The following is a 22,748-nucleotide window of genomic DNA, read 5'->3' as shown; positions in this document are numbered from 1 at the left end:
TCCATTCGCAAGCATATTTCGACGCACCCTTTTTTGAGCTACCACGTTGCAACGCACGATACATAAGAGCTTCGGCTCGACGCCTAAAGGTGGCATCAAGGATTTTGCCTGACCTACTCTATGACAACCAGAAAAACAAAAAAAATTGAAGAGCTAGCGGACTACGCAGCCTTGAAGAAGTTTGCCGCATCGCTATGGCAAGTTGATAGCGGGTTTCATGGAGCAGCCGTCATGGTAGGCGCCGGCTTCAGCCGCTGCGCGGCAACGGCCGGCGATGCTGGCAAGAGGCTTCCGCTTTGGGGAAATTTCTCGACTCTTCTCGCACAAGAGTTGGAATCCACCAGCACCACTGACCCGTTGCGACTGGCTGAAGAATATAGCGCCTACTTCGGCAAACAGGCTCTACACGACCTCGTCGTGAGGGAAATTAACGATTCCGCATGGACCCCAGGGCCACTATTCAACTCGTTACTAGAGCTGCCATGGACCGAGGTATTGACCACCAACTGGGATACGTTGCTCGAACGCGCAGCACAGACTGTCAATGATCCCGTGTACAGCATCGTGCGACGTCAGGAAGAACTATCCAGCGCCTGCTCACCGCGTATCGTTAAGCTCCACGGGACAATCAACGTCACCGACGAGCTTGTGTTCACGCAGGAGGACTACCGGCGATATCCACATAGGTACGCGACGTTCGTGAATTTTTCACGACAGGTGTTCGTCGAAAACGAACTATGCCTCATCGGCTTCTCCGGAGACGATCCAAACTTCCTGCAATGGGCAGGTTGGGTTCGGGACCAACTACCTGTTCACGCTCGCCGCATCTACCTTGCGGGGGCATTGAACCTGACGTCCGCAAAGCGCAAGTATCTCGAATCCATCAACATCGCGCCGATAGATCTGGCAGAAGTCGTTGCAGAGTTCGACGATAGGGAGCTAAGACATTTCGAAGCCTTGAAGATCTTCCTTGATACCCTGAAAAGCCTGAGGCCGACGCCCACGTGGAAGTGGGAACCAACAAGCCTGCATCCAAAGCATCCACCCGACGATTACCTACGGAAGTCGGCGGAGGATCCCAGCTACGCAGCGTCGCTATTCAAGGAGCAGCTCCCCACGCTCGAGGCTGACCGCGCTTCCTATCCTGGATGGTTGATTTGCCCGAGAACTGTACGATCGCAGTTACTTTCGCAAATCAGCGCTCCGTTCCCCAATCCAAAGAATATGGCCGGACTGGACGCGGATAGCAAGACGAAACTTCTCTACGAAATCGCCTGGCGCCGTCGCACGGCCTTTGACGCGATACCACAATGGCTGTGCGCAGAGCTGGTCAAATCTGCAATCCTGCGGTTCGCAATGTACTGACCCGTAAGCAGCAACTCGAGATCGCTCTCTATTTGCTGAACAGCACGCGTTGGATGGATGAGGCGGAATTGAATGAGATCGGGAAAAGAACGACAGCCATTCTGGAGGCAAACCTGCCCCATTGGCCGGAGCTGGCTGCTGAACTGGTCTTTCATCAGGCCGTGGTCGCCCGCGATAGACTTGACTATACCGCGCTTGAAAAGCTTACGGAGTCGCTCCCTGAGCTCGATTCCGCATGGAAGATGCGCAAGGCGTCTCTTCTGTCGGAAGTAGGCCGACTTGAAAGAGCGGAAGAGCTACTGACAGAAGCTTTTCGCGATCTGTCGGCACAGCATCGAAACGACAGGAACTCGATCTACGTGTTCTCCAGACTGGCGTGGGCCCACTGCATGCTTCGCGGTACAACTATGAGGACACACATTCCGTCCGAATCCTTCCCTGCTATTTACGACGAGCCAAAGTGCAATCCGTTTGACGAGATCAATCACCTTAAAAGGCAGGTGGCGCTCGAACGGGATCGAGAGAATGAAAAGCGCCAGATTGTGCCTCTATTCGAACCCGGGTCTTACACGGACAATTCGAATGTCGTCACATTCGATTCAGAGTCCCACCCCTTGCTTCTTCTCGATGCCATATCGCGCAATGCCGGGATGCCATTGCGGTGGGGCACCGCCGGACTTCTGACTGATCCGGCGACCACACTTTCCCAACTGGACGGCCTCGAGGATAAGTATCGGATACCGCTCTCGATACGTTCAGCGAGCAGCGAGAGATCTGGGTCGCTGCAGGTCACGTTCTCACGGGTACGCGTGGCTTCGATGGATATTTCGATTGCAACAAGCCTCCGGGAGCGCACTGTCGATGCCATGCAGTTCTGGTTGAAGCAGATCAATGGCAATAAACGAACCGATGTAATGTCCCGGCTGCGAGTTCTCATCGAGGTCGCCGCACGCACATCCGTTCGGTCAGAGCCGGAAGCTGCTATCGAAGTCTTCAGGCTTGCAATGAAACTCGGAAAGATGGCTGAACTTCATCACCATTGGATGTTTGAGCCGTTGCAGCACTTAATCGAGTACTCGATGGCCAGCATTCCAGCCGAGCGACAATGTGAGGTCTTGCCCGACGCCTTGCAGTTCCCACTTCCTTGCGAGATTAAAAACAACTCTTTCAGGTCCTGGCCGAATCCGATCGTCGAGTGCCCAGGAGGGAGGATCATAAACGCCGCGCTCGACCGACGGATTGACGAACTTATCGAAGGCATAGCTCCCGTCGCCAAGTCTAGTGGTCCGGCTTTAGCTCGACTACTGCCGCTCATCGACCACAATTTCCTGTCACAAACTGAACTTGACAAGATTGCTGACGCGGTTTGGCCTGACAACGCCAAGTCAATGGACGTTCCGGTGACGGGCTTGCCACTGAACCAGCTACTGAAGATTCCCTCGCCAAAGCCGGAGCGTACCCGACTCCGAATCCGGAAGGCGCTCTTTGATGGCTCCGGTGAGGACTTTTACAATGGGCCGCTACTAGCTGCAATCGCAAACGCTGCGTTCGACAAGGACGCACCAGAACTGCCTGATTCACAGCAGGCACTATCCTGTTTTGAGGCGTTGGTTCAGTGGCGACTGCCCTCTGGTTCTACTATGGAAGTGGAAGGACGTCACGCCCTCGAGAATGGAAAACTCATCGGCATAGTATTGGGTCGGTCAGTAGTGCCGTCGCTACCAGAAACTGCCGTCACCGAAGAAAACTTCAGACGACTGCACTCGTTTTTTACGGAAAGTAAAGCATCATCTGGCCTGACGGCCTTTCCGTACTTCGCAAAATCGTCGGCGCTTTGCGCGGATGTGCTCGAAGCCTCAATCCGACAGGGAATGCACAGTCGGGAAGCAGAAGTTGTGGGCTATGCATCTTTCGCACTGTCGAACTGGAGGCAACTCGCGGAGAACGCGGTCACGGCGAGTTTGATTTCCCACATGATCTACGTGATTGCTTCTGGCAGGTCACCCGGTCTTGCTGAACTCCTCTGGACAGCCCGTGAGATGTATAACAGAGGCTGGCTCGCCGATCGGGAGGTGGGGATTCTCATCAACAATCTTCCTGTACTGTTCGACGAACGGAACTATCCAGACATTGACGTCATCAGCCGGGAGGCGGTCAGTGCGTCCTTCGTCCGGGCCGCATGTATCAAGCTCGCCCGGGATATACAGAAACAGACCGGACCGGCGGTACCCGAACTAATTCGGATACTGCAGGCTGCACAAACGGATCCTCTTCCAGAAGTTCGGTTTGCCTAGACAACATCTCGGCGATAGCGCTGTCTATCGACTGTGCCCCGCCACAGGCGGGGTGTATCGTCGAGCGGCATTTGTACTTTCCATCATGCTCGCTACGAATGCGAAGCTTCAGGCGGCGCCGCCCGTTCTACTGTTTGACGACCCGGTTGCTCATATCGACGACTTCAACTCCCTGTCTTTCTTGGACCATCTGTGAGATGGTTGCACTAACTGAGACACTCCAGATTTTTTACGCCGCAGCGGACGCGTGGCTCGCCGGCCCCTTCCAGCACTTATGCGCTAGTTAAGCGAAGGAAACGTCGGTAACACGTATTCCGCCAGTTCATGCAGGACTTCCGTGAACGGCCGGCGCGACGGCTTCGGGTTGAACGCAGTGTGATTAACTCCAGCCCGCTGAAGAGTTTCCAGGTAGTAAATCAACCCATTTCGCCCTACGCGAATTCCGGCGGGTATGGGAGTGAGCGGAAAATTCGGATCCTCTTCGAGCTCAAGGAACAATCCTTCGAAGAAAGGCTTGAACGCTTGCTCGCCATGATTGCGCTTCACCGCATCGAACCACGTCCTCGTGATCATATCGACCCGCTCCAGCCCGACGTTATAAAAAAACCAGCCGTCCGCATGGGACGCAATCCAGTCGACGTCCTGCCTGCTGCGACCAGTCACAAACGTCGGAATTCTGCCCACGGTCGGCTTTGGCAAGGTGTCCACCCTTCCCGTCAGTTCTCCGAAACGGGGAAATTTGCCCACCGGGAAATCCTGTTCGGTGGCTGTGCGGAACATGTCAAATGCCTCGCGGAACCGCTCCCCGCGAGTTTCGAAGTCGTCCTCGAGGCCAAATGCGGGATACTCGACCGCTCTGTCCCCCGACGCAATGCCAAGAAGCAGGCGCCCGTTGGACAGTCGGTCGATGGAAGCGGCCTGTTTGGCAAGCAGCAACGGGTGACGCAACGTGATAACGGCGCTTCCCGTTCCCAATGCAATCTTGCGGGTGTTCGAAGCAAGGAAACCGAGATAGGTAAAAGGGTCAAAGATCTGGCCGACGTCACCGAACTGCGGGTCGTATGTGGGCACGTCCCTCGCCCAAAGCGCGGCAAAACCAAGTTCATCTGCGAGCCTGGTCGTGACCGCATGGTCCTTCATGGTCGGCGCCGGGCCGGCCGGGTATCCTTCAAGCGGCAGAATGAAACCGACGGTCAGATGTCCCGGCGCAAACACGCGGGAATACCCATTCAGGCCAGCAAAAGATTCGCCTGCAACGCTTTGCACGACTACCACGATATATCTCCAGAGTTTTATGACGCGGCACTGTATGTGCCACGCGGATCGAGTTAAAGCAGCGGTTGGCCGATTCAGCACTGCCAAATTTGCTAACAATGCCAGGTTACGCCGTTACCGACTCCAACTCCTGACAGAGTGCTTCGCGAAAAACATCAGGCTTTCCGAAGAAGTGTCCAAGGTGCAGCTTGCGCAAAACCCCGTCTCTTTCAATGGCAAGTGTCGGGTACCCTTGGCCTTGCAGCTTCGCCAGCAATACGCTGGTCTCGACGAAATGCTCGTCCAGGCTTCGGGTGGCGCGATCGAACGCTTCGGCAAAACTGCTGCCGTCCAGGCCAAGCTCGCTTGCGTTCCGTAGAATCTCTTCGCGGGTAGCAATGGGACGCCCTTCGACGTAGTACGCTACTTGCAGCTTTTTCAGCATCGCCAGCCCCGCGCCCGCCAGTTCTTCCGCTGCAATCATGGCGGCGCTCGGAGGCCCTGAGTCGAGCAGAATGCTGTAGTCGAACTGGGCTTTGTCGCTGTATGCCGGGCCGAACGTTTGCCCGCTGAGCGCCGCAATACGCTCTTCGTGCGGCCGTACGAATGTGCGCCAGTCCTCGGACATCAACTTCGCACGCTCTCCCGCCAGCATTCCGCCGGCGTGCGGAACAACCTTTATGCCACTCGTCTGCGCCGCAACGGCGAGTAGCGGCGCGAGCCCGTAACACCAGCCACAAAACGGGTCATATACGTAATGAAGTTTGATTTGAGTGTCCATTTCAGCTCTCCATGTTTCGAAATGTATATTCAACGTCCTAGTCAACGATCGCGCAGGCGGCATTGCTACATCCAGACCTCTCGACTTCGCTCAGCCCTTTCAGCTCGGGTTTCTCTGCTTCGGCGCCACTCGTGTGGAGGAGCAGCGATGCGATGTCCCGAACTTCCGTGTTCGGCACTCTTTGCGGCTGATCCCCCTCCTCGGCAAGGGTCGGTTGAGTTCAAAGACACATACGTGACATCGACGCGTTGCACAGGCTTGTCCGTCGCGATTGCAGTCTTCAGGTACCGCTGACCAATCCAGCAGCACCGGCAACCTGTATCTCGATCGGCTTCATGATTCACTCCCCAGTGTTTCGCGATGAAGCCAGACTAGGCGACAACCGCCGCCCCCGGAATAGCACGGCAGCGCAACGTAGCTTTGCGTCTCGGGCAAGGTACAAACCGCGCAGGTGGCGGCCGGGTCTTGCCACTCCACAATTGCTCGCGACGCAAAGGTACGTTGCAGCACGGTCCCATTCACGTCTGTCAACGACCGCTCTAACCTTGCTTCATCCCAATCGAGGTCAAGTAACCGCTCGGGATCAACCCCCTGGAGCACGTCATGGACATGAACGAAGCATTAGTCAAGGAAATTGAAGCAAGCTCCTCGTCCGAGCTACCTTCAGCGGAGAGGACACCTCGCATCGTCCTCCCGGCGGACCGCCGTCCGAAGGCAATTGTTGTCGGAGGGTCCTTAGGTGGCTTGTTCACGGCGAATTCGCTGCGTGCGATTGGTTGGGACGTCGAGATATATGAACGGTCGCCATCAAAACTGGATAGCCGGGGCGGCGGAATCGTGCTGCAAGGTGCCGTTGTGCGCGCGTTTCAATTCGCTGGCATTCAGCCAACGGGCAAGCTCGGTGTTCAATCGAACGATCGGATCTACCTCGACCGCGACGGCACTGTTGTCGGCCGCCAATACATGCCGCAGATTCAGACCTCGTGGAATAAGCTGTACGGCTCTCTCAGGCGAAATTTCCCCGACGTCGGCTACCACAATGGCGCAAAGCTTGTCGCAATCGAGCAGGACGCGAATGGCGTGACGGCCGTGTTTGAGGATGGACATCGAGCACACGCAGACCTGCTGATAGGAGCTGACGGTGGCAACTCCACAGTGCGTGACTTGATGCTTCCGCACGTGTCGCCCCGCTATGCGGGCTACACGGTTTGGCGGGGACTGGTCGATGAGAATCGGCTAGCGCGTTCTGCCGCGCCTAGTCTGTATGAGAACTTCGTCTTCCAGCAAGACGAAGAAGCGTTGATGCTTCAGTACATGGTCCCCGGCATTGACGGCTCGACTGAAAAAGGCAGCCGCAGATACAACTGGCTTTGGTATCTGAAATCAGCAACGGGTGATGAGCTGGACGCCGTTTTGACGGACCGGACGGGACGCCGCCGCGCTCATTCTATTCCGCCGGGCGACCTCTCTCCAAGTCAAGACGCGTGGTTCCGGCGGATGGCTGCCGAGCGCGCGAATCCAGATTTTCTTGCGCTGATCGACAAGACGGATGACATTTTTGTGCAGAAAATTCAGGACTTGCAGGTGCCTCAGATGGTCTTTGGCCGGGTGGTACTGGTCGGAGACGCTGCGTTCGTGCCCCGCCCCCATACGGCGGGCAGTACAGCCCAGGCGGCCTCAAATGCAGTGGCTCTGGCGAGAGCTCTTTACAGCGAACGCGATATTACTCTACCGCTCGGCAAATGGCAGGATACGCAGGTAAGCGACGGAATGAGCATGACGGACTGGGGAATCAAGATCGGCAACCAGATCATGAACATAGGCCAGAAGTAGTTGCTTCCGTTGAAACGGCCTCTGCGCGGTCGACCTGGCGACACGACGACCATGAAACTATCGTCCCCGTAACAATCAACGCACTTCGGGGCATGTAAATGAGGCAATGGTGCCCCCGGCGGAGCGTCTACAGCCGTCCCCGCAGGCACCCGGAAGTGATCGTCGTCTGCTGCGACCACGTATCGAGGAACGACCGAATCGGGTCAGACTTGGCCCGATCTTGATCCGCATCGCACCTACGACGGGCCACGGCCGCGCCCCGCACGACGATAGACACGCTGTTTTTCGACGTCTCGTCTGACGAATCAAGCTGAAGTCGTCACCAATAATCCATCAGCGATCTCAAGCTCTCAAACGTCACGCACGCGTTGATGCAGCCGTCCCATTAGCTTCGACAACCGGCTCCGGCGCGGCAAAGGCGTTTGGGGTTGTTGGGACGCTACGAAGGCGCGGCGTGGCTTAGTAGCAGTCTTGCTCTTGCGCAAAGCAGCATTGCGTGACGATGGGATTCCGGCCGCTGATTGGAAGCTCTATCTTTGTAAGCAATTCATCGCTTTGAGGCTTCCCCAAATGAAAGACCTTCAGCAAGCTCCCGTCGCGCATGCCACGGCAATGCGGCGCTTCGTTGCCATCGCGTTTGCGCTTGGTGTAACTATGGCAGGCGCCACTCTCGCCAGCCCTCTTTATCCTCTCTATGAGCAGGCAATTGGTTTAACGTCGAGCGGCGTTACGGTTGTCTACTCAAGCTACATGGGCGGCGCGCTGCTCGCTCTCCTTCTGCTCGCCCACATGAGCGATCATGTTGGCTTCATCCACGCGCTGCGTATCGCCGTACTGCTTTTGCTTGCTGGACTGGCAACGTCCGCAGCCGCACATTCCCTCCCGATTCTCGCCTTGGGGCGATTTGGAATTGGCGTGGCTGCAGGCATTGCTTCAAGCGCGGCAACTGCCGGACTTGTCGCTCTTGAACCGGCTGGGAAAACTCCGCGCGCCACATTGGTGGGTTCGATCGTGAACATCGTGGGGCTAGGTTTCGGTCCGTTCGCCGGTGGCGTTGTCGCGCAGATGCTGCCGCATCCGTTGTTGACACCGTATATCGTATTCGGCATTGCAGCTGCGCTTGCGTTGGGAGCGCTTTCAGTTCACCCTGCCGATGGTGAAGTAAGTCCCATTCGACAGTTCCGCCCTGCTCTGCGATTTGTTGCGCCGAGCGCTTCCACGGCGCGCCCGTTCGCTATAGCATCGATTACGACCTTTACCGGCTACACGCTGTTCAGCCTCTTTGCCTCGCTCGCACCTGGCATTCTTGGCGACCTACTTCCTTGGCATGGCCCCGCAAGCGCGGGCACGGGCGTGGCCACGCTGTTCGTCGGGTCAGCGATTGCGCAATTCGCGTTGCGTAAAGTAGACGTCCGTCGTGGTCTGATCTTCGGCGCGGTGTCGATCGGAATCAGTGTGGCGTTGATGGCGGCTTCGTTGCCGCTGCACTCCGGCTTGCTATTCGTCGCCAGTGACCTGATCGGTGGGTTCGGGCAAGGTCTTGCATTTATGTCTGCAATCGCGGTTATCAACCAGATTGCCCCGCCTGCACATCGCGCCCGGACGATCTCTTCCTTTTTTTCCATCGCATATCTTGGAGGGATTGTGCCCATCGTCGGACTCGGCATGCTCGCTGACAAAATCGGACTGAACCTTGCGATTACCGGCTTGGCGGTCGTCCTGGGACTGCTCACGCTCGCGTTAGGCACCATTGCGTATCGCAGCACCCACAGCCTTGCCCGCGCGTAGGGATTGGAGAAAACGGGATCAGGCTGGGACTCTCTCCTGAGAAAGGACCTTGTGCAGAGTGCTTCAATCTACCGTCGCTATACCCAATCGCCCTCGGCAGACCTGTGGGCTCACCACATGAACGTCTGAGGACCGACTGCTCAAAGATGGGCAATGACGCCAGCACTTGCAACCCAGTGCGCACACCAGCGGAGGGTTTTCATCATGCTCAAAAGATCCTTGCGGCGTGAGCCCTGGCTTCGGACCGTAGATTTGTTGGGCCTGGGTTCAAACGGATGCCCGCACGGATTCTTCGACTGGATTGATTGACCGTTCGGACCGGCGCGGTGTATCTCTCCGGATCGAAAGGAAACAATCGGAAATGTGTGGGATCTTCTCCGTGACTGTCGTAGAGCGCTTGAACCATGTGACCGCTCTGATTGACCGAAGGGACCCAACTGCCGGATGTTGTGCGGAGCAAACCACGTAGCGGACGACGGTCTAAAGTTCATGTTCATAGTCTGCCGATGCAAAGGTCAATCAGGCCGCGCGTAACGCGGCCGCGCGGGTCAAGACACTTGAATCCTTCACAGGGTCATCTAGCGCCGCCGGCGTGCAGTGACCACGCGAACAAGACGTAAGTCTCCAAGCACAGACGTTGTAAGAAACAACATCGTTTGAGCGGCATTGGGGGCCTGCCCTAATCGAAATAACCGCTGCACGTTCAAATCGAGTACTTTCCGGCCGGCAGCGCTGCCTCACTCTTACTTCGGCAGGTTATGTCTGCGGGCATCAGGGCGCTTGGAATCCGCCGAATCGCCAGTGAAGCGCGACAGACGCGATCCATAATCCGGTCACATCTCGTCGCGTCTCTGTCCACACTTAACCCTGCTTCACCATACCGAGCTCACAGTCGACAAGCTGGTTTTCAAAGAGGCTGCGCTCTCGCGTAGCTGCGGCAGACCTGTCCGTGACAGAGAATACGTAGATTGCTGCGAACGCGATCAACATCGAGAAGAGAGCCGGATACTCGTACGGATAGATTGCATGTGCGTGACCGAGAACCTGAACCCAAACGGTCGGGCTGAGAATCGTGAGTATTACGGCAGTCGCCAGCCCGAGGGAACCTCCCCATACAGCTCCCCGCGTGGTTAGTCCTCTCCAGTAAATTGAAAGCAGAAGGACCGGGAAATTCGAGCTCGCGGCGATCGAGAACGTCAGGCTGACGATAAATGCGATGTTCTGCTTTTCAAAAGCAATTCCAAGAAAAATGGCGAGAACGCCGAGCACCAGAGTCGTCAAACGCGAAACACGCATCTCTTCCTTGTCAGTCGCCGCGCCTTTGCGAATCACATTTGCATAGAGGTCGTGCGACACGGCCGACGAACCAGCGAGGGTTAGGCCCGCGACCACGGCGAGGATGGTCGAGAAAGCAACGGCGCAAATAAAGCCCAGAAAGACGTTTCCACCAACAGCATGAGCCAGATGGATGGCGACCATGTTGACGCCACCTATGACGCCACCGGACGACGTATGGTACTGAGGATCCGTCGCAACGAGGGCGATCGTTCCGAAGCCGATAATGATGATGAGCGCGTAGCCGATTCCGACGATTCCCGTCGCATACAGGATGCTCTTGCGGGCCGCCTTGACATCACCGACTGTGAAAAACCGCATGAGAATGTGGGGCAACCCTGCGGTGCCAAAGATGAGTGCCAGGCCGAGAGAGACAGCTGAGACAGGATCCGAGACGAGGCCGCCCGGGCTCATAATCGCAACATGTTTCGGGTGCGCGAGAATCGCCTGGGCAAACAATGCGTTCAAGCTGAAGCCGAAGCGGCTAAGGACCATGAATGCCATAAACGCGGCGCCAGCAAGCAGCAGGACTGCCTTGATGATCTGAATCCAGGTGGTAGCCAGCATGCCGCCGAAGAATACGTAGACGACCATTAGCACGCCGACAATTACAACCGCTGCGACGTAGTTAAAACCGAAAAGCAGCTCTACGAGTTTGCCGGCACCGACCATCTGTGAGACGAGGTACAGGAGAACAATCACGATGGAACTGGACGCCGCAAACGCGCGAACCGGGCGTTGTTGCAAGCGATAGGACACTACGTCTGCCAAGGTGTATCGACCGAGGTTGCGCAACGGCTCGGCAATCAGGAACAGGATGATGGGCCAACTGGCAAGGAAGCCAATCGAGTAGATCAGACCATCGTATCCACTGGAGAAAACGAGCGCGGAAATGCCTAGTAATGACGCCGCAGACATGTAGTCACCGGCGATTGCCCATCCGTTCTGAAAGCCGGTGATCTTGCCCCCGGCTGCGTAGTGGTCAGAGACGCTGTTGTTCTTTCGTGCCGCCCAACGAGTGATGAACAGCGTCGAGGCGACGAAGACAAGAAACATTCCGATGGCTATCGGGTTATGGCTTTGCTTGAGGCCAGCCGGCGCAGCAGCAAACGCAGGTAGCGCGCCGAAAAGCAGAAATGTGCATAGTCCGAGGCGTTTCATTTCCGTACCCCCTCCTTGATTCTGCTCGCAGCGGCGTCAAAGACCGTATTAGCACGGACGACATAGACCGCAACCAGAGCGAACGTGACGGCAAACATGCCGAACCCAACCGGAATACCCCATGTGCAAGGCTGCTCCGCTGAGATGCGTCGTCCAAGCAAATCCGGTGCAAAAGCCAGCGTCAAGATGAAAGCAAAGTACAAGATCAACATGAGCACCGTAAGTGACCACGAGAACCGGCGGCGTTTGCGGACAAGAGTCTGGAAACGAATATCGTCAAGAATCGGATTAGCAACGACGGCGCGGGGCGTGCCCGTGTCTAGTGCGTCGATGCCGTAGGCCGGGGAATTTTGTTCCACGGTGTCTCCTTGGGTACGTTGTCATCGAGGGGACGAAGGCAAGCCGGTTTGGCCGGCACGCCTCGGATTTGTCAGAAGTGAGGAGAGACAGCGGTCTCCCGCATTACAGCTTCCGGGGTCCTGTAACGTTCAGCCATTGCCCTGTCAGTGTCGGTTTTCAGCTGTGCCTGCATGTAGGCACCGAGATGACGTGCGTGCTCAACAATCGAGTTTCCAAACTGGGTCCGCACATCGCTATAAGCCAGCAATGCGTCGGGTATCGATGTGCCTGCGTTCAGAGACGCCACGAGAGCCATCGCATCGCCCGCTGCCTTGGTTACGCCCATCCCACAATGCGGTCGCGCGACGAACGCGGCATCACCGAGCAATGCGATGCGTCCAAACGCCATTTGCGGCACTTCGACATCGAAAATGGGCTGAAAGAGAGGCTGAGTAGCCTTCGTGACTACCTCGGCGAACTGCGGTGCGAGAAGAGCGTGCGCTGCTTCTTCCATTTCGGCGAGAACGTCGGGGCGAATGAGAGTCGGAGGGATGCCGCCGACCCATCGCTTGCCGGTTGCGTCTGTCAGCAAATTGGGCAGGTCAATGTCCTCACTGGTCGCCCTGTACCAGACGAAGTTGTAGCGACGTTCACCAGGTTTCGTACTATTGCCCGCGCCCGCTACGGGATATCCGATGATCTGCTCACGCGGAGGAAGGCAGAAAGCGAACTTGTCGAACAGCGCTTCGTGCGTTTCGTGGGAAAGCGCGGCCTCATCGACCAGGCCTCGCCAGGCAACGTATCCAGCATATTGCAACTCGACGTCGGGAAGGAATTGGTCGCGTAGTCCGGATTTGAATCCGTCTGCAGCGATGACGAAATCAGCGCGATGCACAGTGCCGTCGCCGAGAGTAACGGACGCACAGTCGGTCTCATTCTGCACCGAGACAACCGTACCGCCCGAATGATAGTGCGCATCGGGAAAGGCGGAGCGCAAGACATGGTACATCTTGCTCCACGCCGTCAAGGTCTGCGGCAGGCTGCGCTCGGAAAGGACACTGCCATCCTGAGCGAAGGTGACACGCGATTGAACCTGCACACCGATTGAATCGTCGAGATCGACCCCCGCTGCGGTAAGCGCCTCGAACAACTCGGGGTGCGTGACGATACCGGCACCTCGACCAGCCAGTTCTTCGGGCACGCGCTCGAATACATCAACCCGCCAGCCGTTGCGGCTAAGCAGATTGGCGGCGAACAGGCCTCCTAAAGAGCCGCCCACCACGATGGCTTTGGGACGAGCTGAAAGCGTAGTCATGATCAGTCTCCAACGTTGTTTTCTGCGCCCGCTGCTGCCGCATGCGGGACTTTCAGGTGCGCCACTTCTGAGGCGGGGTAGTTGAGTTCAATGGTGACGCCCGAGGGATCCTCAATGAATACCTGGTGCAGGCCGAGGCTCGGGACGGTCCGATCTCGCCAGTCGAGCCCCTCGGCTTCGAGCGTCTTCCACATATCCGCGACGCCCGTCGCAAGAAATGCGATGTGGTCGACGGTTCCTGTGCCGGTGGACGGAAGGTCCTTATCACCGAGGTAGGCCAGCAGACCCTCGGGATTGTCGGGGTCGATGCCGATGATATGCACCGTCCCCAAGTCCTTCTCGTCACCACCCTTATAGAGCCAGGCACCGGGGAAATCGAACGGCGGGCGGTAACCCTGCTTGAAGCCGAGTACCCGTTCGTAGAATTCGCAAGACTTCTGAAGATCGGTCGTGCGGATCGAGTAGTGCGCGAGTTTCGAAATAGGCATGTCTGCCTCCTTTAATTTATCTATCGATTACTGATCGTTCGATAAATTATATGGCGCCCCCACTGCACAGCCAAGACGAATTGAATGGGGATTTACCCTGGCTCTCTGCCGTAGACGGCTGTGAAAAGAGGATGCGACCGTGCTGGGCCGTGAGAAGAAAGGACTAGGCTCCTTACGTGCTTCCCGTTTGCGACAAGATACGAATGAGACGGCTGGATCAGCCCTTCCATACTGGAAAAATCTTGAGCGAGCGCGTCAGTTTACCCAACTTGTTTGGGCGAAGCCGAACCGAAAAGCAGGTGGTTGCCCACCTGACAGCCGTGCTCACGCAGGTACCTTCCCAAGGCAGTCTGCTGTGGCTCCCAGCTAGCAAGCGCCTTATCGACATCGTCGGGAAGGCGTAGCAGAGCCGTCTGGAGCGCTAGTGCATTGGTCGCTGCCTTGGACGTGCTGGCGGCAGTATGCGGTCGTGGTATGGACGCCGCGTCGCCGACCAGTATTACCCGCCCCTTGACCATGCGATCAACCGACAGGTCGCGGATAGCTTGGGCAAAGGGCTGTGCGGTGGCTCTGACTATCGCCCGGAACGCTGGCGGCAGTAACGCATCGGCGTCGCGCCAGATGTGCTCGCGCCACGCTGGCGCAAGTTTTCCCTCAGGAATGGAATATCCGCGATACCTACCGTCTACGTCAGTCATGACATCGCGCAGTTGGACGTCGTCGACCGTGCGATACCAGACCCAGTTGTAGAACCGCTGTCCGGGAGTTGTATTGTTTCGTTCCCCAGGTACGAGATAGCCGAGGATGTGCGATTCGCGGTTGTTTGCGAAAGCAAAGTCGCCATGCAGCGTCTCGCGGGTGATTTCGGGCATAGCATCCTCTGGCACCAGCCCGCGCCATGCCAGATAACCCGCATAACGAGGTTCAGCGTCTGTCCACAGCAGCTGCCGAACGGTCGAGTTGCTGCCGTCCGCGCCGACAAGCAGGTCGCCGGTTTCCTCACTGCCGTCATCAAAAACGGCGGTCACCCTACCACCTGGATTGCGACGAATGTCAGCCAGCGGGCGCCCCTGGTGATAGCTCTGAGTACCGAATGCGCGCCGCATGGTGGAATAAATCAGCGACCAGGAGGTCTGTGTCTGCGGCGCGAGTCGGCGACTCTGGATCGAACCGTCCGGATGAAATACGACGCGGTATTGTGAGCTAACGCCAAGCGCATGCATGCTGAAGTCCACGCCAGCCTGGCGGAACACCTCGACTACTTCCGGCTGCAGCACAATGCCGCCGCCCCGGCTGTCAAGATCGTCAGGCGAGCGCTCGAAGATATCGACGTTCCATCCCGCTCGAAGCAGCAGAGTGCCCGCAAACAGCCCAGCAAGCGATCCACCGATGACGAGAGCGCGCTTTGAAGCGGCAGTGCAACCGGACGACGACGTCTCGATGTTATCAGACATGATTGGCTCCTTTCTTACGAAGCACTTTAGTCCACGTCGAACGACCTGATAATTGGCTGCAACTCGCTAGTAGCTTTGCACACGCCGCAAAGGTCAACGGCACTTATAGCCGTAGTAACAGCAGGTTGGCCAAGAAAGCACCGTTTCGGAAGGCACGAAGCGCGCGGCCGAACTCACCGCTTCAGCCGGCAAGTCAGAGATGGTTAGCTACAGTGCCGAGCCGGCTTTTTTGCGTCTCGAGTGAATCCGACGTCCTGACGAGCGGCGCGGGAGTCACCTGAATCGTAGGCGCCCCCTTCTGTACACACGAAAGGCCGGATACCGCTATTCGCAGGAATCGATTATTGAGGAAACGAAACCGATAAAAGCGCCGACGCGACGCGAGCCGCGCTGGTTTGGCAGGTACAACGCGTTGACAACCGCTTGCGCTTCATTCGGCCGGCAGTCGAAGTCGAGAAACAGCTCAGTCATTTTTCCGGCCTTGATGTCGTCGCGAACCAGCCAGTCCGGCAACAGCGCGATGCCGGCGCCGCCCAGGACCGCCTCCCGAAGCAGCTCAGATGTGTTTGCTTTCAGTCGTCCACGAACGGCTACACGTGTTGATGTTCCATCACGCGAAAAGCTCCAGACCTGCGGATCCAAACCATATGTAAAGCGAAGGCACTCATGCTCCGCCAGCTCCACCGGAGCCGCCGGCTGACCGTGCGCAAGTACATAGTCGGGACTTGCAACAACGCAGCGCCTGAAGCCAGTCAGGTGTTTACTCACAACATCGGCTGTCGAAGCCGCTTCGCCAAGACGGATCGCGACATCAATGCGCTCCACGACGAGATCGACGATGGAATCGCTGAGCCGCACATCAAGCTCGATCTTTGGGTACTGCGACAAAAACGAGGCAATGTGTGGCGCGATGATCCGTGAGCCGAACGCGACCGGAATAGAAACCCGCAACGGCCCCGAAGGCTCGCCTCCGCGATCTGAAACGGACGCGTCGGCTTCAGCCAGGTCGTCGAGCAGCTTCTTGGCGCGGGTGTAATAGGTGTTGCCGGCATCGGAAAGCGTCACCAGCCGTGTCGTGCGATTGAAGAGCGCGGCTCCGAGCGACTCTTCGAGTGCATCTACCGACCGCACGACCGACGACGCGGCGAGATCGAGCCGTCGTGCCGCGCTGGAAAAACCGCCACTTTCCGCAACTTCCACGAATGCACGAAGTGCTGCTAGCTTGTCCATGCTCGCACCTTGTTCGGGTTTTGATGGCCCATACAGCGCAATTGCCGGGATAACGCTCAGTGCCACGGCGCGCCGGTGCACGCACAGGCGCTCAAGATTAACTTAAGCGCTCTTGCGGCGACTTACTCGCGGAGCGTCCGCGTTCATTTTCTTCAACGTCGCCGGCGTGCCATTGAGAAAGACGTCGACCTGACGGTCGATAACCTCGTCGAAGTCGTCAGGCACGGCAAGCCCATAAACCCATTTACGAACGCCAAGGTAAAAGATGCTCGCGTGCAGGCTCCAGACCAGTTCGATTTCAGCATCCAGCCGTGCACCGGCCGAAGGTCCCGGAATGCCGTACGTCTCGTGAACCTCTCGCAGTACCGGAAGGAAGACACGCTCGCGAAGCTTGGTCAGGTATTTCGTATTGAGACCTTCGCGGCTCAGTCCTGCAAAGATAAAGGTCCGGATCCATTCACGCCGAAGAATCGTCCGCGCGTAGGACTTGTAGAAACTCGATAACCGCTCCTGCAGTGAAATCGAGCGATCGGCGATTAGTTTCTCCCATGCTCCGTCCCAGCTATAGACTTCCCGATAGACGCGCTCTATCAGCGCTTCCTTGCTGGGAAAATAGCGATACAAAAGCGGCTGCGTGACGCCGAGCTGTCGCGCTAGTTCGCGCGTGCTGCCAGAAAATCCATGTGTGGCGAAATGCTCGATAGCCTTCGCGACGATCTGCTGCTCGCGCGCTTCGGGCGTCAGCCTGCGGCCTGCGGGGACCGAAAACAGATCAGTCGCCATGTCGTCGGACGGCGAAGGTGCGTCGGGTTTTCGTTTCGGCATGACTCGGGCTCCTGTCCGAGCCGATATTTTTATCTATCGAGCGACAATTAGCAAGCTGAGAAATCTTGGTTGACCGCGTGGAGCAGTAGCATTAGTCGTGCATTAACGAACGCACAGCGCGATGCGAAACTGTCGCAAATGCGAGCGCCATCAGGGCGAGTGCCGCGAGCCACGGGGATTGGCACAACCATGCCAATCCATGCCAATCCACGCCGACAATAGACCGAGCGAGACGATCTGCACGATGCCGCCGACGCACGCGCCAGAAAAGAATGAAGCGTCGGGTTGCTGATTCTTTCGCTCGCCAGCAATTCGACCAAAAACCGCCAATGATGGGTGCGCGGTGACGGTTGACGACATCCATGACTGTCCTCCCGCGCCCTTCCCCCACAATGGCTGCATGGACTGCTGCTCTCCGGAGGTTCAGACGAGCGCCGGATAGTCGATATAGCCTGTCGCGCCACCGCCGAAGAACGTGCTGCTGTCGGGGGCGTTGAGCGGAAGGTCATGACGCAGCCTGGAGGGCAGATCGGGGTTCGCGATGAAGGGTCGTCCGAACGCTATGATGTCCGCACGTCCGCTTGCGAGCGCGGCCTCCGCAGTCACGCCGTTGTAGCCGCCTGCCAGCATGAGCACCCCGTGGTATTCGCCACGTAGCTGTTTGACGATCGCGTCCCAGCGCGGGTCGAAGTTTTCGTCCTTGACGGTGCCCACCATCGCCGGTTCCACCAGATGCAGATACGCGAGGTTCCACTTGTCGAGGCTGCGCACGATGTAGCCGAAAGTAGCCTCCGGCGTATCGTCGCCCATTCCCATGAACCGACCCATTGGGGTAAGGCGCACGGACACGTTTTCCGCGCCGACTTCGTCGCACACCGCTTCGACGACTTCGAGCAGAAGACGCGCCCGGTTCTCGATGCTGCCACCGTACGCGTCTTCCCGACGGTTGCTTGCACTATTGATGAACTGGTCAAGCAGGTAGCCGTTGCCGGCATGAATCTCGACACCGTCCATACCCGCTGACATTGCGTTGCGCGCCGCGCGGCGATAGTCGTCGACGATTCCTCTAATTCCCCCCAAGGTCAGCTCCTGCGAGACGGGGATATCACCCCAGACGCCGTTGCCTTCTTCGTCGATGACGAAGGTCTTGCCGGGCACCGGCATCGCGCTCGGGGCAACCGGGAGTCCCCCGTTGGGCTGAAACACTGGGTGCGAGACGCGGCCGACATGCCACAGTTGCAAAAACATCCGGCCTCCTTCCGCATGCACGGCGTCGCTGACTGTGCGCCATGCCTCGACCTGTTCCTGGGTGTAAATACCCGGTGTCCACGCGTAGCCCTGACCTTGCTGCGAAATTTGTGTGGCTTCGCTGACAATGAGCGCGGCGCCCGCACGCTGCCGGTAATACTCGACGTTCATCGACGTCGGGATGTTTCCTGGCTAACCGGCCCGCGAGCGTGTCAGTGGAGCCATCGCGACGCGGTGATCGAGTGAGAAGCGGCCGAGTTTGAGCGGGCTGAAGAGGTGCGTGGTCATGGTGTTGCTCCGTCGAGGAAGTTGGGTTATCGATGGGCTCAACGATAGGGGGACGCCGCCTTCAGGAGAATCCGTGTACCGTGCCACGCAGCATTGCGTGGCGCGCAAAGGAGCGCTTGATTGCACCGGTGCGTGACTGGACGGGCTCAATCCTGAGATGAATACATTTCTCATGCTCTGCCCCGCCGGCGATCCGCGCGATACGCGATGGAACAGACGCGCCGCCTGGCACAGGGATCCAGGCGCGAGATCAAGCTTGCATATTTTGAATACCGCGTTTGCGGCATACCGGCCGGGCAGCGCTTGCCCGGCGCCAGCGTTTTCTGCAGCGCCGCGCCGAGCGGAGTGCCGAGATGTAGTGGCAAAAAGGTTTTCATCATTGGCGATGGCGATACGGCCGAATGGATGGCAATGAATTCAGCCTGCATGGCCCGAACCGCCACGCTCATCGTTCGCGTAATCACGCCGGCCGCAACGCTATCGCACTACCTGCGTAATCGCCTCACGCGCGCCGCCAATATCGGGGCGCGAAAGGACTCTTCGGTCGCGAAGTCTAACGGTGCCGAGCAAGTGGAGGCCATGCGGTTCACCTGCGGCCGGTGAACGCCTTCGTTCACAGGATTTCTCTGGGTGGTCCGGTTCGTGATGGCGCACTACGCCCGATGCCCGTCCAGCAGCGCCTCAATTTCCTGCTTGAAAAACGCGGGCCGGGAGAAGTAGCGGCCAAGCGGCATGTTGTGAAGCTCGCCGTCGATCTCTAGAGCGAACGCCGGGAAGCCGCGCATGTTCAGCGCCTTCAGCATGTCATTGCTGAGCGCTATATGACTGATCACGTTGCTCGTGAGCATGGCTTCGAGACGGTTCAGGAACGCATCGCGTTCGTAGCCAAGTTCTTCCGAGAGTTCACCGATGACCGCACGATCGGCGATGGCACGGCCTTCCTGATAGTAGGCGGTCTGAAGACGCTTGAGCATCACGACACCCCTTGCGTCAAACTCTTCTGCGACTAGCATGGCGGCAATTGGCGGCGACGAATCCAGCAAGACGTCCTGATGTTCCTGCACGCCATGAACATATGCATCGCCGAACTGCTGCTTGCTGAACGCGCGAATCCTCGCTTCATGCGGGCGGACGAAATCTACCCATTCCGGCGACATCATCTGCACCTTGTCGCCGGAAAGCAATCCGACACCGTGCGCTCGAATCTTCAAATCGGGAATCTGCTGGGCGGCGCTGACCATCGGCGCGGCTCCGTAACACCAACCACAGAACGGGTCGTACAGATAGTGCAGAACCGGGGATTGCATGATGCTCTCCTTGCTGAGTGTCGGACGATGGAACTTCGTTGCCGCAGAATATGGCCAGGCGGCCACACCGAGAATGGGCGCGCAGCGCAACGCGGCTTTGCAGGCGCCGCAAGGCAGGGACGCCGCGTTGCGGCAGGAGCAACGCTGACTTGCGCCATATTGCCATTCAAACGACGCCGGAATGGGCCTACTCTGGTTGGGTCAACAGAAGGAAGGAGCGGACATGAAACCCTTGGATATCGAAATCACTTACGACTTCATCTGCCCGTGGTGCTGGATTGGCCACCGCAACCTGAAGAATGCGCTGAGCGGCGAGGCAGCCGATGTATCGACGAAGCTGTCGTACACGCCCTTCGAGCTTAACCCGGCCATGCCCCTGGCCGGGCTGCCAAGGAAGGAATATCGAACCGCCAAGTTCGGCAGTTGGGCTCGTTCGCAGGCAATGGACGCCGACGTGGCTGCGGCTGGAAGGACGGTGGGACTGGAGTTCAACTACGATCTAGTCGGAGTTACCCCGAACACCCGCCTAGCCCATAGGTTGATGGTGCTAGCTCAACGGATCGGTGACAAGGAGAAAACCGAAGCGCTGTTCGAGAGCATCTTTGCCGCTTATTTTTCGCGCGGAGAAAACATTGGGACGATCGATGCGCTGGTGCCGTTGGCCGAGTTCGCCGGATACGATGCTCAGGAGGTCCGCGCTTTTCTCAGCGGCGCGCATGGAGAAGCTGAAGTCGTTGCCAGGGAACTCGATGCGCAGACGCAAGGCGTCCGAGCAGTGCCAACCGTGCGAATCGGCAATAGCCGGGTCGGGGGCGCGCAGCCGTCGGCGATTTTCGCGCGGACGTTGCTTGCCGAATCTGACGACGCCGGAGTCGATGTAAGTCACATCGCTTGACGCATTGATGATGCGGATGAGCAAGCTGAGGTTTTCTCGCGATCGGCGGAGAGCGAGACGCTTCACGCAGTCGACTCGTCAATACGTCGAGTCACTGTGATGTGCCCATGTACAGCGATTAGTAGCGCGCATGCTGCGAACAGCGATATGACCGTCGCCTAACTAACCTCCGTGCATTCGTCGCGACGTGGTAACTTGCGAACGACAGCTAGTCACAATTCCGGGCAGAACATTTTTTAGGCTACCATTCTCAGCGTTGCCGAAAAGCAAACGTGTGAGATTTTCCAAGGATTCGGAAGTCTCTTCGCCGGCAGTTTCCTTACAGGCACCGTAGGGCGTTTGCTTTTCCTTGTAATGCGAGCGCGCCGGTTACCTACGTCGATTCCTCTTGGAGGCAAGAAGCGTTCAAAAAATAACTGCTCGGACACGTCAGCGCGAATACGTTGAATCTATGCGGCACCCCATTCGTTTGGTCAAACTCCGGTTGGATGGCCCTTGGGGAGAACAGCACGTGCGTTATACTAACTCGCACTTTTTTCTTCGCGCGGCGGCAACTTCGTCTTGTGTCAGAAGGTAGCCGGCCTCCCAGTGATAACACGCCATGTCCCCTGACAACCCCAGCTTCGAAGACTCTCCTCACGTTCTCCGACCGCAGCAGCGGCGAAGCCGTGAAGCGCTCGCCAAGATCATTACCGCGTCCGAATTGCTCCTGCGAACCGAAGGAATTGACGGTTTTTCGATTGCCGCTGTCGCTGAAAAATCGGGTTTGCCAGTGGGCAACATCTACCGCCGTTTTCGCGCCAAGGAAGACATCCTCGCCGCCATCAAGCAGGAAGTAACCGACCGAATTGAGCAGGCTGTCATCGAAAGATTGCAAGGCGAGCAGTTCACCGATATCCGAAGTTTAGTGATCGCTCTGGTAGACGCATTGGTGAAAAGCTTTTGTCGTGACGAGCGTTGCACAGAGTGTTGTTCGACCGCCGAGTCAAAGAGCCTGCATTAAGCCAGATCGGCTCTCTCGGTCGACGTCGTATTTACCTGCAGTATCGCGCCGTCCTTGGCTCAATTCTTCCGCCGTTAAAGACGGCTCGTGCCGATTTAATTACGACCTTTTCTTTTCAAATCATTGCTTCAGCAGTTGTTGGAAAGGCAAGTGGCAACGATGGCGCGTTTGTCTCCATGTCTTGGAAGACTCTCGCTGCCGAAGCTTCGGCGGCCGCCATTGCATATCTAGAGGCCGCGATTTGATGTCCTCCCCGATTTCAGCCTGCTGCTGCCGCGCTGGGCGCGGATAGGACGGGGATTTCTACTGCCAGACTGCGACATCCTGCCGCGAGAATGTTCTCCGCCGCAGTGATGATATGCGCCGCAGCCAAAGCAGGCCGAGTCCCTTATTCCAAAACCTTCCAGGCCCTTCGGGCCTGGGCGCCTTTTACAGCAGTTGTAGGTCGGGGTTGAATACGCTTCGTCAACCTCACCGAACCACACGCCGGCAAAATCGCACTCGTACTGCAGCATGGTTCGGAACGAACTGCAGCTCTCGCCGAG

20 protein-coding genes and 1 pseudogene are annotated in these 22,748 nt (G+C 57.6%); 9 read left to right on the top strand and 12 right to left on the bottom strand.

The window, feature by feature from the left end:
• Positions 1-120: 120 nt before the first annotated feature.
• On the top strand, positions 121-1,365 hold the full coding sequence (locus tag P0D84_RS21745) for an SIR2 family NAD-dependent protein deacylase (RefSeq protein ID WP_408340266.1): 1,245 nt from the start codon (positions 121-123) through the stop codon (positions 1,363-1,365).
• Positions 1,311-3,659, top strand: coding sequence for a hypothetical protein (locus P0D84_RS21740; RefSeq protein WP_408340264.1), 2,349 nt, complete (start codon positions 1,311-1,313; stop codon positions 3,657-3,659). Before P0D84_RS21745 ends, P0D84_RS21740 begins: the two co-directional genes overlap by 55 nt.
• A gap of 279 nt (positions 3,660-3,938) precedes the next feature.
• On the opposite strand, the gene P0D84_RS21735 is transcribed toward P0D84_RS21740, so the two are convergent.
• Both P0D84_RS21735 and P0D84_RS21730 read right to left on the bottom strand, forming a co-directional pair.
• Entirely contained in the window at positions 3,939-4,934 is a 996-nt protein-coding gene (locus P0D84_RS21735) for an LLM class oxidoreductase (protein WP_408340262.1), read from the bottom strand.
• Between the two features lie 106 nt (positions 4,935-5,040).
• A complete protein-coding gene (locus P0D84_RS21730; RefSeq protein ID WP_408340260.1) occupies positions 5,041-5,694 on the bottom strand; it encodes a DsbA family protein in 654 nt (217 codons plus the stop codon).
• Positions 5,695-6,297: 603 nt separating this feature from the next.
• Between P0D84_RS21730 and P0D84_RS21725 the strand changes: the two genes are divergently transcribed.
• On the top strand, positions 6,298-7,527 hold the full coding sequence (locus P0D84_RS21725) for an FAD binding domain-containing protein (RefSeq protein WP_408340258.1): 1,230 nt from the start codon (positions 6,298-6,300) through the stop codon (positions 7,525-7,527).
• Between the two features lie 477 nt (positions 7,528-8,004).
• Complete coding sequence (locus P0D84_RS21720; protein ID WP_408340256.1) at positions 8,005-9,315, top strand: MFS transporter; 1,311 nt, start codon at positions 8,005-8,007, stop codon at positions 9,313-9,315.
• Between the two features lie 861 nt (positions 9,316-10,176).
• Here P0D84_RS21720 and P0D84_RS21715 read toward each other — a convergent pair.
• The 8 genes and pseudogenes from P0D84_RS21715 to P0D84_RS21680 all read right to left on the bottom strand — a co-directional run bounded on the left by P0D84_RS21715 (position 10,177) and on the right by P0D84_RS21680 (position 18,998).
• Positions 10,177-11,811 (bottom strand): cation acetate symporter, encoded by a 1,635-nt coding sequence (locus P0D84_RS21715; RefSeq protein ID WP_408340254.1) that lies wholly within the window; start codon positions 11,809-11,811, stop codon positions 10,177-10,179.
• Positions 11,808-12,170, bottom strand: a complete 363-nt coding sequence (locus P0D84_RS21710; RefSeq protein WP_408340252.1) for a DUF485 domain-containing protein — start codon at positions 12,168-12,170, stop codon at positions 11,808-11,810. Before P0D84_RS21710 ends, P0D84_RS21715 begins: the two co-directional genes overlap by 4 nt.
• Before the next feature lie 71 nt (positions 12,171-12,241).
• On the bottom strand, positions 12,242-13,465 hold the full coding sequence (locus tag P0D84_RS21705) for an FAD binding domain-containing protein (protein WP_408340250.1): 1,224 nt from the start codon (positions 13,463-13,465) through the stop codon (positions 12,242-12,244).
• Between the two features lie 2 nt (positions 13,466-13,467).
• Positions 13,468-13,953: a VOC family protein gene (locus tag P0D84_RS21700; RefSeq protein ID WP_408340248.1), complete on the bottom strand. Its 486-nt coding sequence runs from the start codon at positions 13,951-13,953 to the stop codon at positions 13,468-13,470.
• Between the two features lie 260 nt (positions 13,954-14,213).
• Positions 14,214-15,407 carry an FAD binding domain-containing protein gene (locus P0D84_RS21695; RefSeq protein ID WP_408340246.1) on the bottom strand — a complete coding sequence of 398 codons (1,194 nt, stop codon included), beginning with the start codon at positions 15,405-15,407 and terminating at the stop codon, positions 14,214-14,216.
• 324 nt (positions 15,408-15,731) lie between these two features.
• Positions 15,732-16,637 carry a LysR family transcriptional regulator gene (locus tag P0D84_RS21690; RefSeq protein ID WP_408340244.1) on the bottom strand — a complete coding sequence of 302 codons (906 nt, stop codon included), beginning with the start codon at positions 16,635-16,637 and terminating at the stop codon, positions 15,732-15,734.
• A gap of 102 nt (positions 16,638-16,739) precedes the next feature.
• Positions 16,740-17,462: a TetR/AcrR family transcriptional regulator gene (locus P0D84_RS21685; RefSeq protein ID WP_408340242.1), complete on the bottom strand. Its 723-nt coding sequence runs from the start codon at positions 17,460-17,462 to the stop codon at positions 16,740-16,742.
• Positions 17,463-17,885: 423 nt separating this feature from the next.
• Positions 17,886-18,998: pseudogene (locus P0D84_RS21680) on the bottom strand (alkene reductase).
• 207 nt (positions 18,999-19,205) lie between these two features.
• Between P0D84_RS21680 and P0D84_RS21675 the strand changes: the two are divergent.
• Positions 19,206-19,601 carry an NAD(P)/FAD-dependent oxidoreductase gene (locus P0D84_RS21675; protein WP_408340240.1) on the top strand — a complete coding sequence of 132 codons (396 nt, stop codon included), beginning with the start codon at positions 19,206-19,208 and terminating at the stop codon, positions 19,599-19,601.
• 50 nt (positions 19,602-19,651) lie between these two features.
• Here P0D84_RS21675 and P0D84_RS21670 read toward each other — a convergent pair whose 3' ends face one another.
• Complete coding sequence (locus P0D84_RS21670; protein WP_408340238.1) at positions 19,652-20,305, bottom strand: DsbA family protein; 654 nt, start codon at positions 20,303-20,305, stop codon at positions 19,652-19,654.
• Between P0D84_RS21670 and P0D84_RS21665 the strand changes: the two genes are divergently transcribed.
• The 4 genes from P0D84_RS21665 to P0D84_RS21650 all read left to right on the top strand — a co-directional run bounded on the left by P0D84_RS21665 (position 20,304) and on the right by P0D84_RS21650 (position 22,448).
• Entirely contained in the window at positions 20,304-20,453 is a 150-nt protein-coding gene (locus P0D84_RS21665; RefSeq protein ID WP_408340236.1) for a hypothetical protein, read from the top strand. The two genes, P0D84_RS21670 and P0D84_RS21665, sit on opposite strands and share 2 nt — an antisense overlap.
• A gap of 48 nt (positions 20,454-20,501) precedes the next feature.
• The gene (locus tag P0D84_RS21660) at positions 20,502-21,200 is read left to right on the top strand and encodes a DsbA family oxidoreductase (protein ID WP_408340234.1); all 699 of its coding nucleotides are present in this window, start codon (positions 20,502-20,504) and stop codon (positions 21,198-21,200) included.
• A gap of 601 nt (positions 21,201-21,801) precedes the next feature.
• Positions 21,802-22,203, top strand: a complete 402-nt coding sequence (locus P0D84_RS21655; RefSeq protein WP_408340232.1) for a TetR/AcrR family transcriptional regulator — start codon at positions 21,802-21,804, stop codon at positions 22,201-22,203.
• Positions 22,167-22,448 carry a hypothetical protein gene (locus P0D84_RS21650; RefSeq protein ID WP_408340230.1) on the top strand — a complete coding sequence of 94 codons (282 nt, stop codon included), beginning with the start codon at positions 22,167-22,169 and terminating at the stop codon, positions 22,446-22,448. The genes P0D84_RS21655 and P0D84_RS21650 overlap by 37 nt, the downstream gene beginning before the upstream one ends.
• Here the strand turns inward: P0D84_RS21650 and P0D84_RS49075 are convergent.
• The gene (locus tag P0D84_RS49075) at positions 22,431-22,718 is read right to left on the bottom strand and encodes a hypothetical protein (RefSeq protein ID WP_459252222.1); all 288 of its coding nucleotides are present in this window, start codon (positions 22,716-22,718) and stop codon (positions 22,431-22,433) included. The genes P0D84_RS21650 and P0D84_RS49075 overlap by 18 nt on opposite strands.
• Between the last annotated feature and the right edge of the window lie 30 nt (positions 22,719-22,748).

Source organism: Paraburkholderia sp. RL17-337-BIB-A, from assembly GCF_046025895.1.
GTDB classification, from domain to species: domain Bacteria; phylum Pseudomonadota; class Gammaproteobacteria; order Burkholderiales; family Burkholderiaceae; genus Paraburkholderia; species Paraburkholderia fungorum_C.
The sequence above is the reverse complement of the archived record's forward strand: the minus strand, read 5'-3'. Positions and strand labels throughout refer to the sequence as shown.

Bases quoted from the DNA above. Each gene is read 5' to 3' on its own strand.
- P0D84_RS21705 (WP_408340250.1), bottom strand. From the start codon at position 13,465: ATGACTACGCTTTCAGCTCGTCCCAAAGCCATCGTGGTGGGCGGCTCT.
- P0D84_RS21675 (WP_408340240.1), top strand. From the start codon at position 19,206: ATGGAACAGACGCGCCGCCTGGCACAGGGATCCAGGCGCGAGATCAAG.
- P0D84_RS21655 (WP_408340232.1), top strand. From the start codon at position 21,802: ATGTCCCCTGACAACCCCAGCTTCGAAGACTCTCCTCACGTTCTCCGA.
- P0D84_RS21695 (WP_408340246.1), bottom strand. From the start codon at position 15,407: ATGTCTGATAACATCGAGACGTCGTCGTCCGGTTGCACTGCCGCTTCA.
- P0D84_RS21665 (WP_408340236.1), top strand. From the start codon at position 20,304: ATGATGCTCTCCTTGCTGAGTGTCGGACGATGGAACTTCGTTGCCGCA.
- P0D84_RS21685 (WP_408340242.1), bottom strand. From the start codon at position 17,462: ATGCCGAAACGAAAACCCGACGCACCTTCGCCGTCCGACGACATGGCG.
- P0D84_RS21725 (WP_408340258.1), top strand. From the start codon at position 6,298: ATGGACATGAACGAAGCATTAGTCAAGGAAATTGAAGCAAGCTCCTCG.
- P0D84_RS49075 (WP_459252222.1), bottom strand. From the start codon at position 22,718: ATGCTGCAGTACGAGTGCGATTTTGCCGGCGTGTGGTTCGGTGAGGTT.
- P0D84_RS21745 (WP_408340266.1), top strand. From the start codon at position 121: ATGACAACCAGAAAAACAAAAAAAATTGAAGAGCTAGCGGACTACGCA.
- P0D84_RS21730 (WP_408340260.1), bottom strand. From the start codon at position 5,694: ATGGACACTCAAATCAAACTTCATTACGTATATGACCCGTTTTGTGGC.
- P0D84_RS21670 (WP_408340238.1), bottom strand. From the start codon at position 20,305: ATGCAATCCCCGGTTCTGCACTATCTGTACGACCCGTTCTGTGGTTGG.
- P0D84_RS21700 (WP_408340248.1), bottom strand. From the start codon at position 13,953: ATGCCTATTTCGAAACTCGCGCACTACTCGATCCGCACGACCGATCTT.
- P0D84_RS21715 (WP_408340254.1), bottom strand. From the start codon at position 11,811: ATGAAACGCCTCGGACTATGCACATTTCTGCTTTTCGGCGCGCTACCT.
- P0D84_RS21740 (WP_408340264.1), top strand. From the start codon at position 1,311: ATGGCTGTGCGCAGAGCTGGTCAAATCTGCAATCCTGCGGTTCGCAAT.
- P0D84_RS21690 (WP_408340244.1), bottom strand. From the start codon at position 16,637: ATGGACAAGCTAGCAGCACTTCGTGCATTCGTGGAAGTTGCGGAAAGT.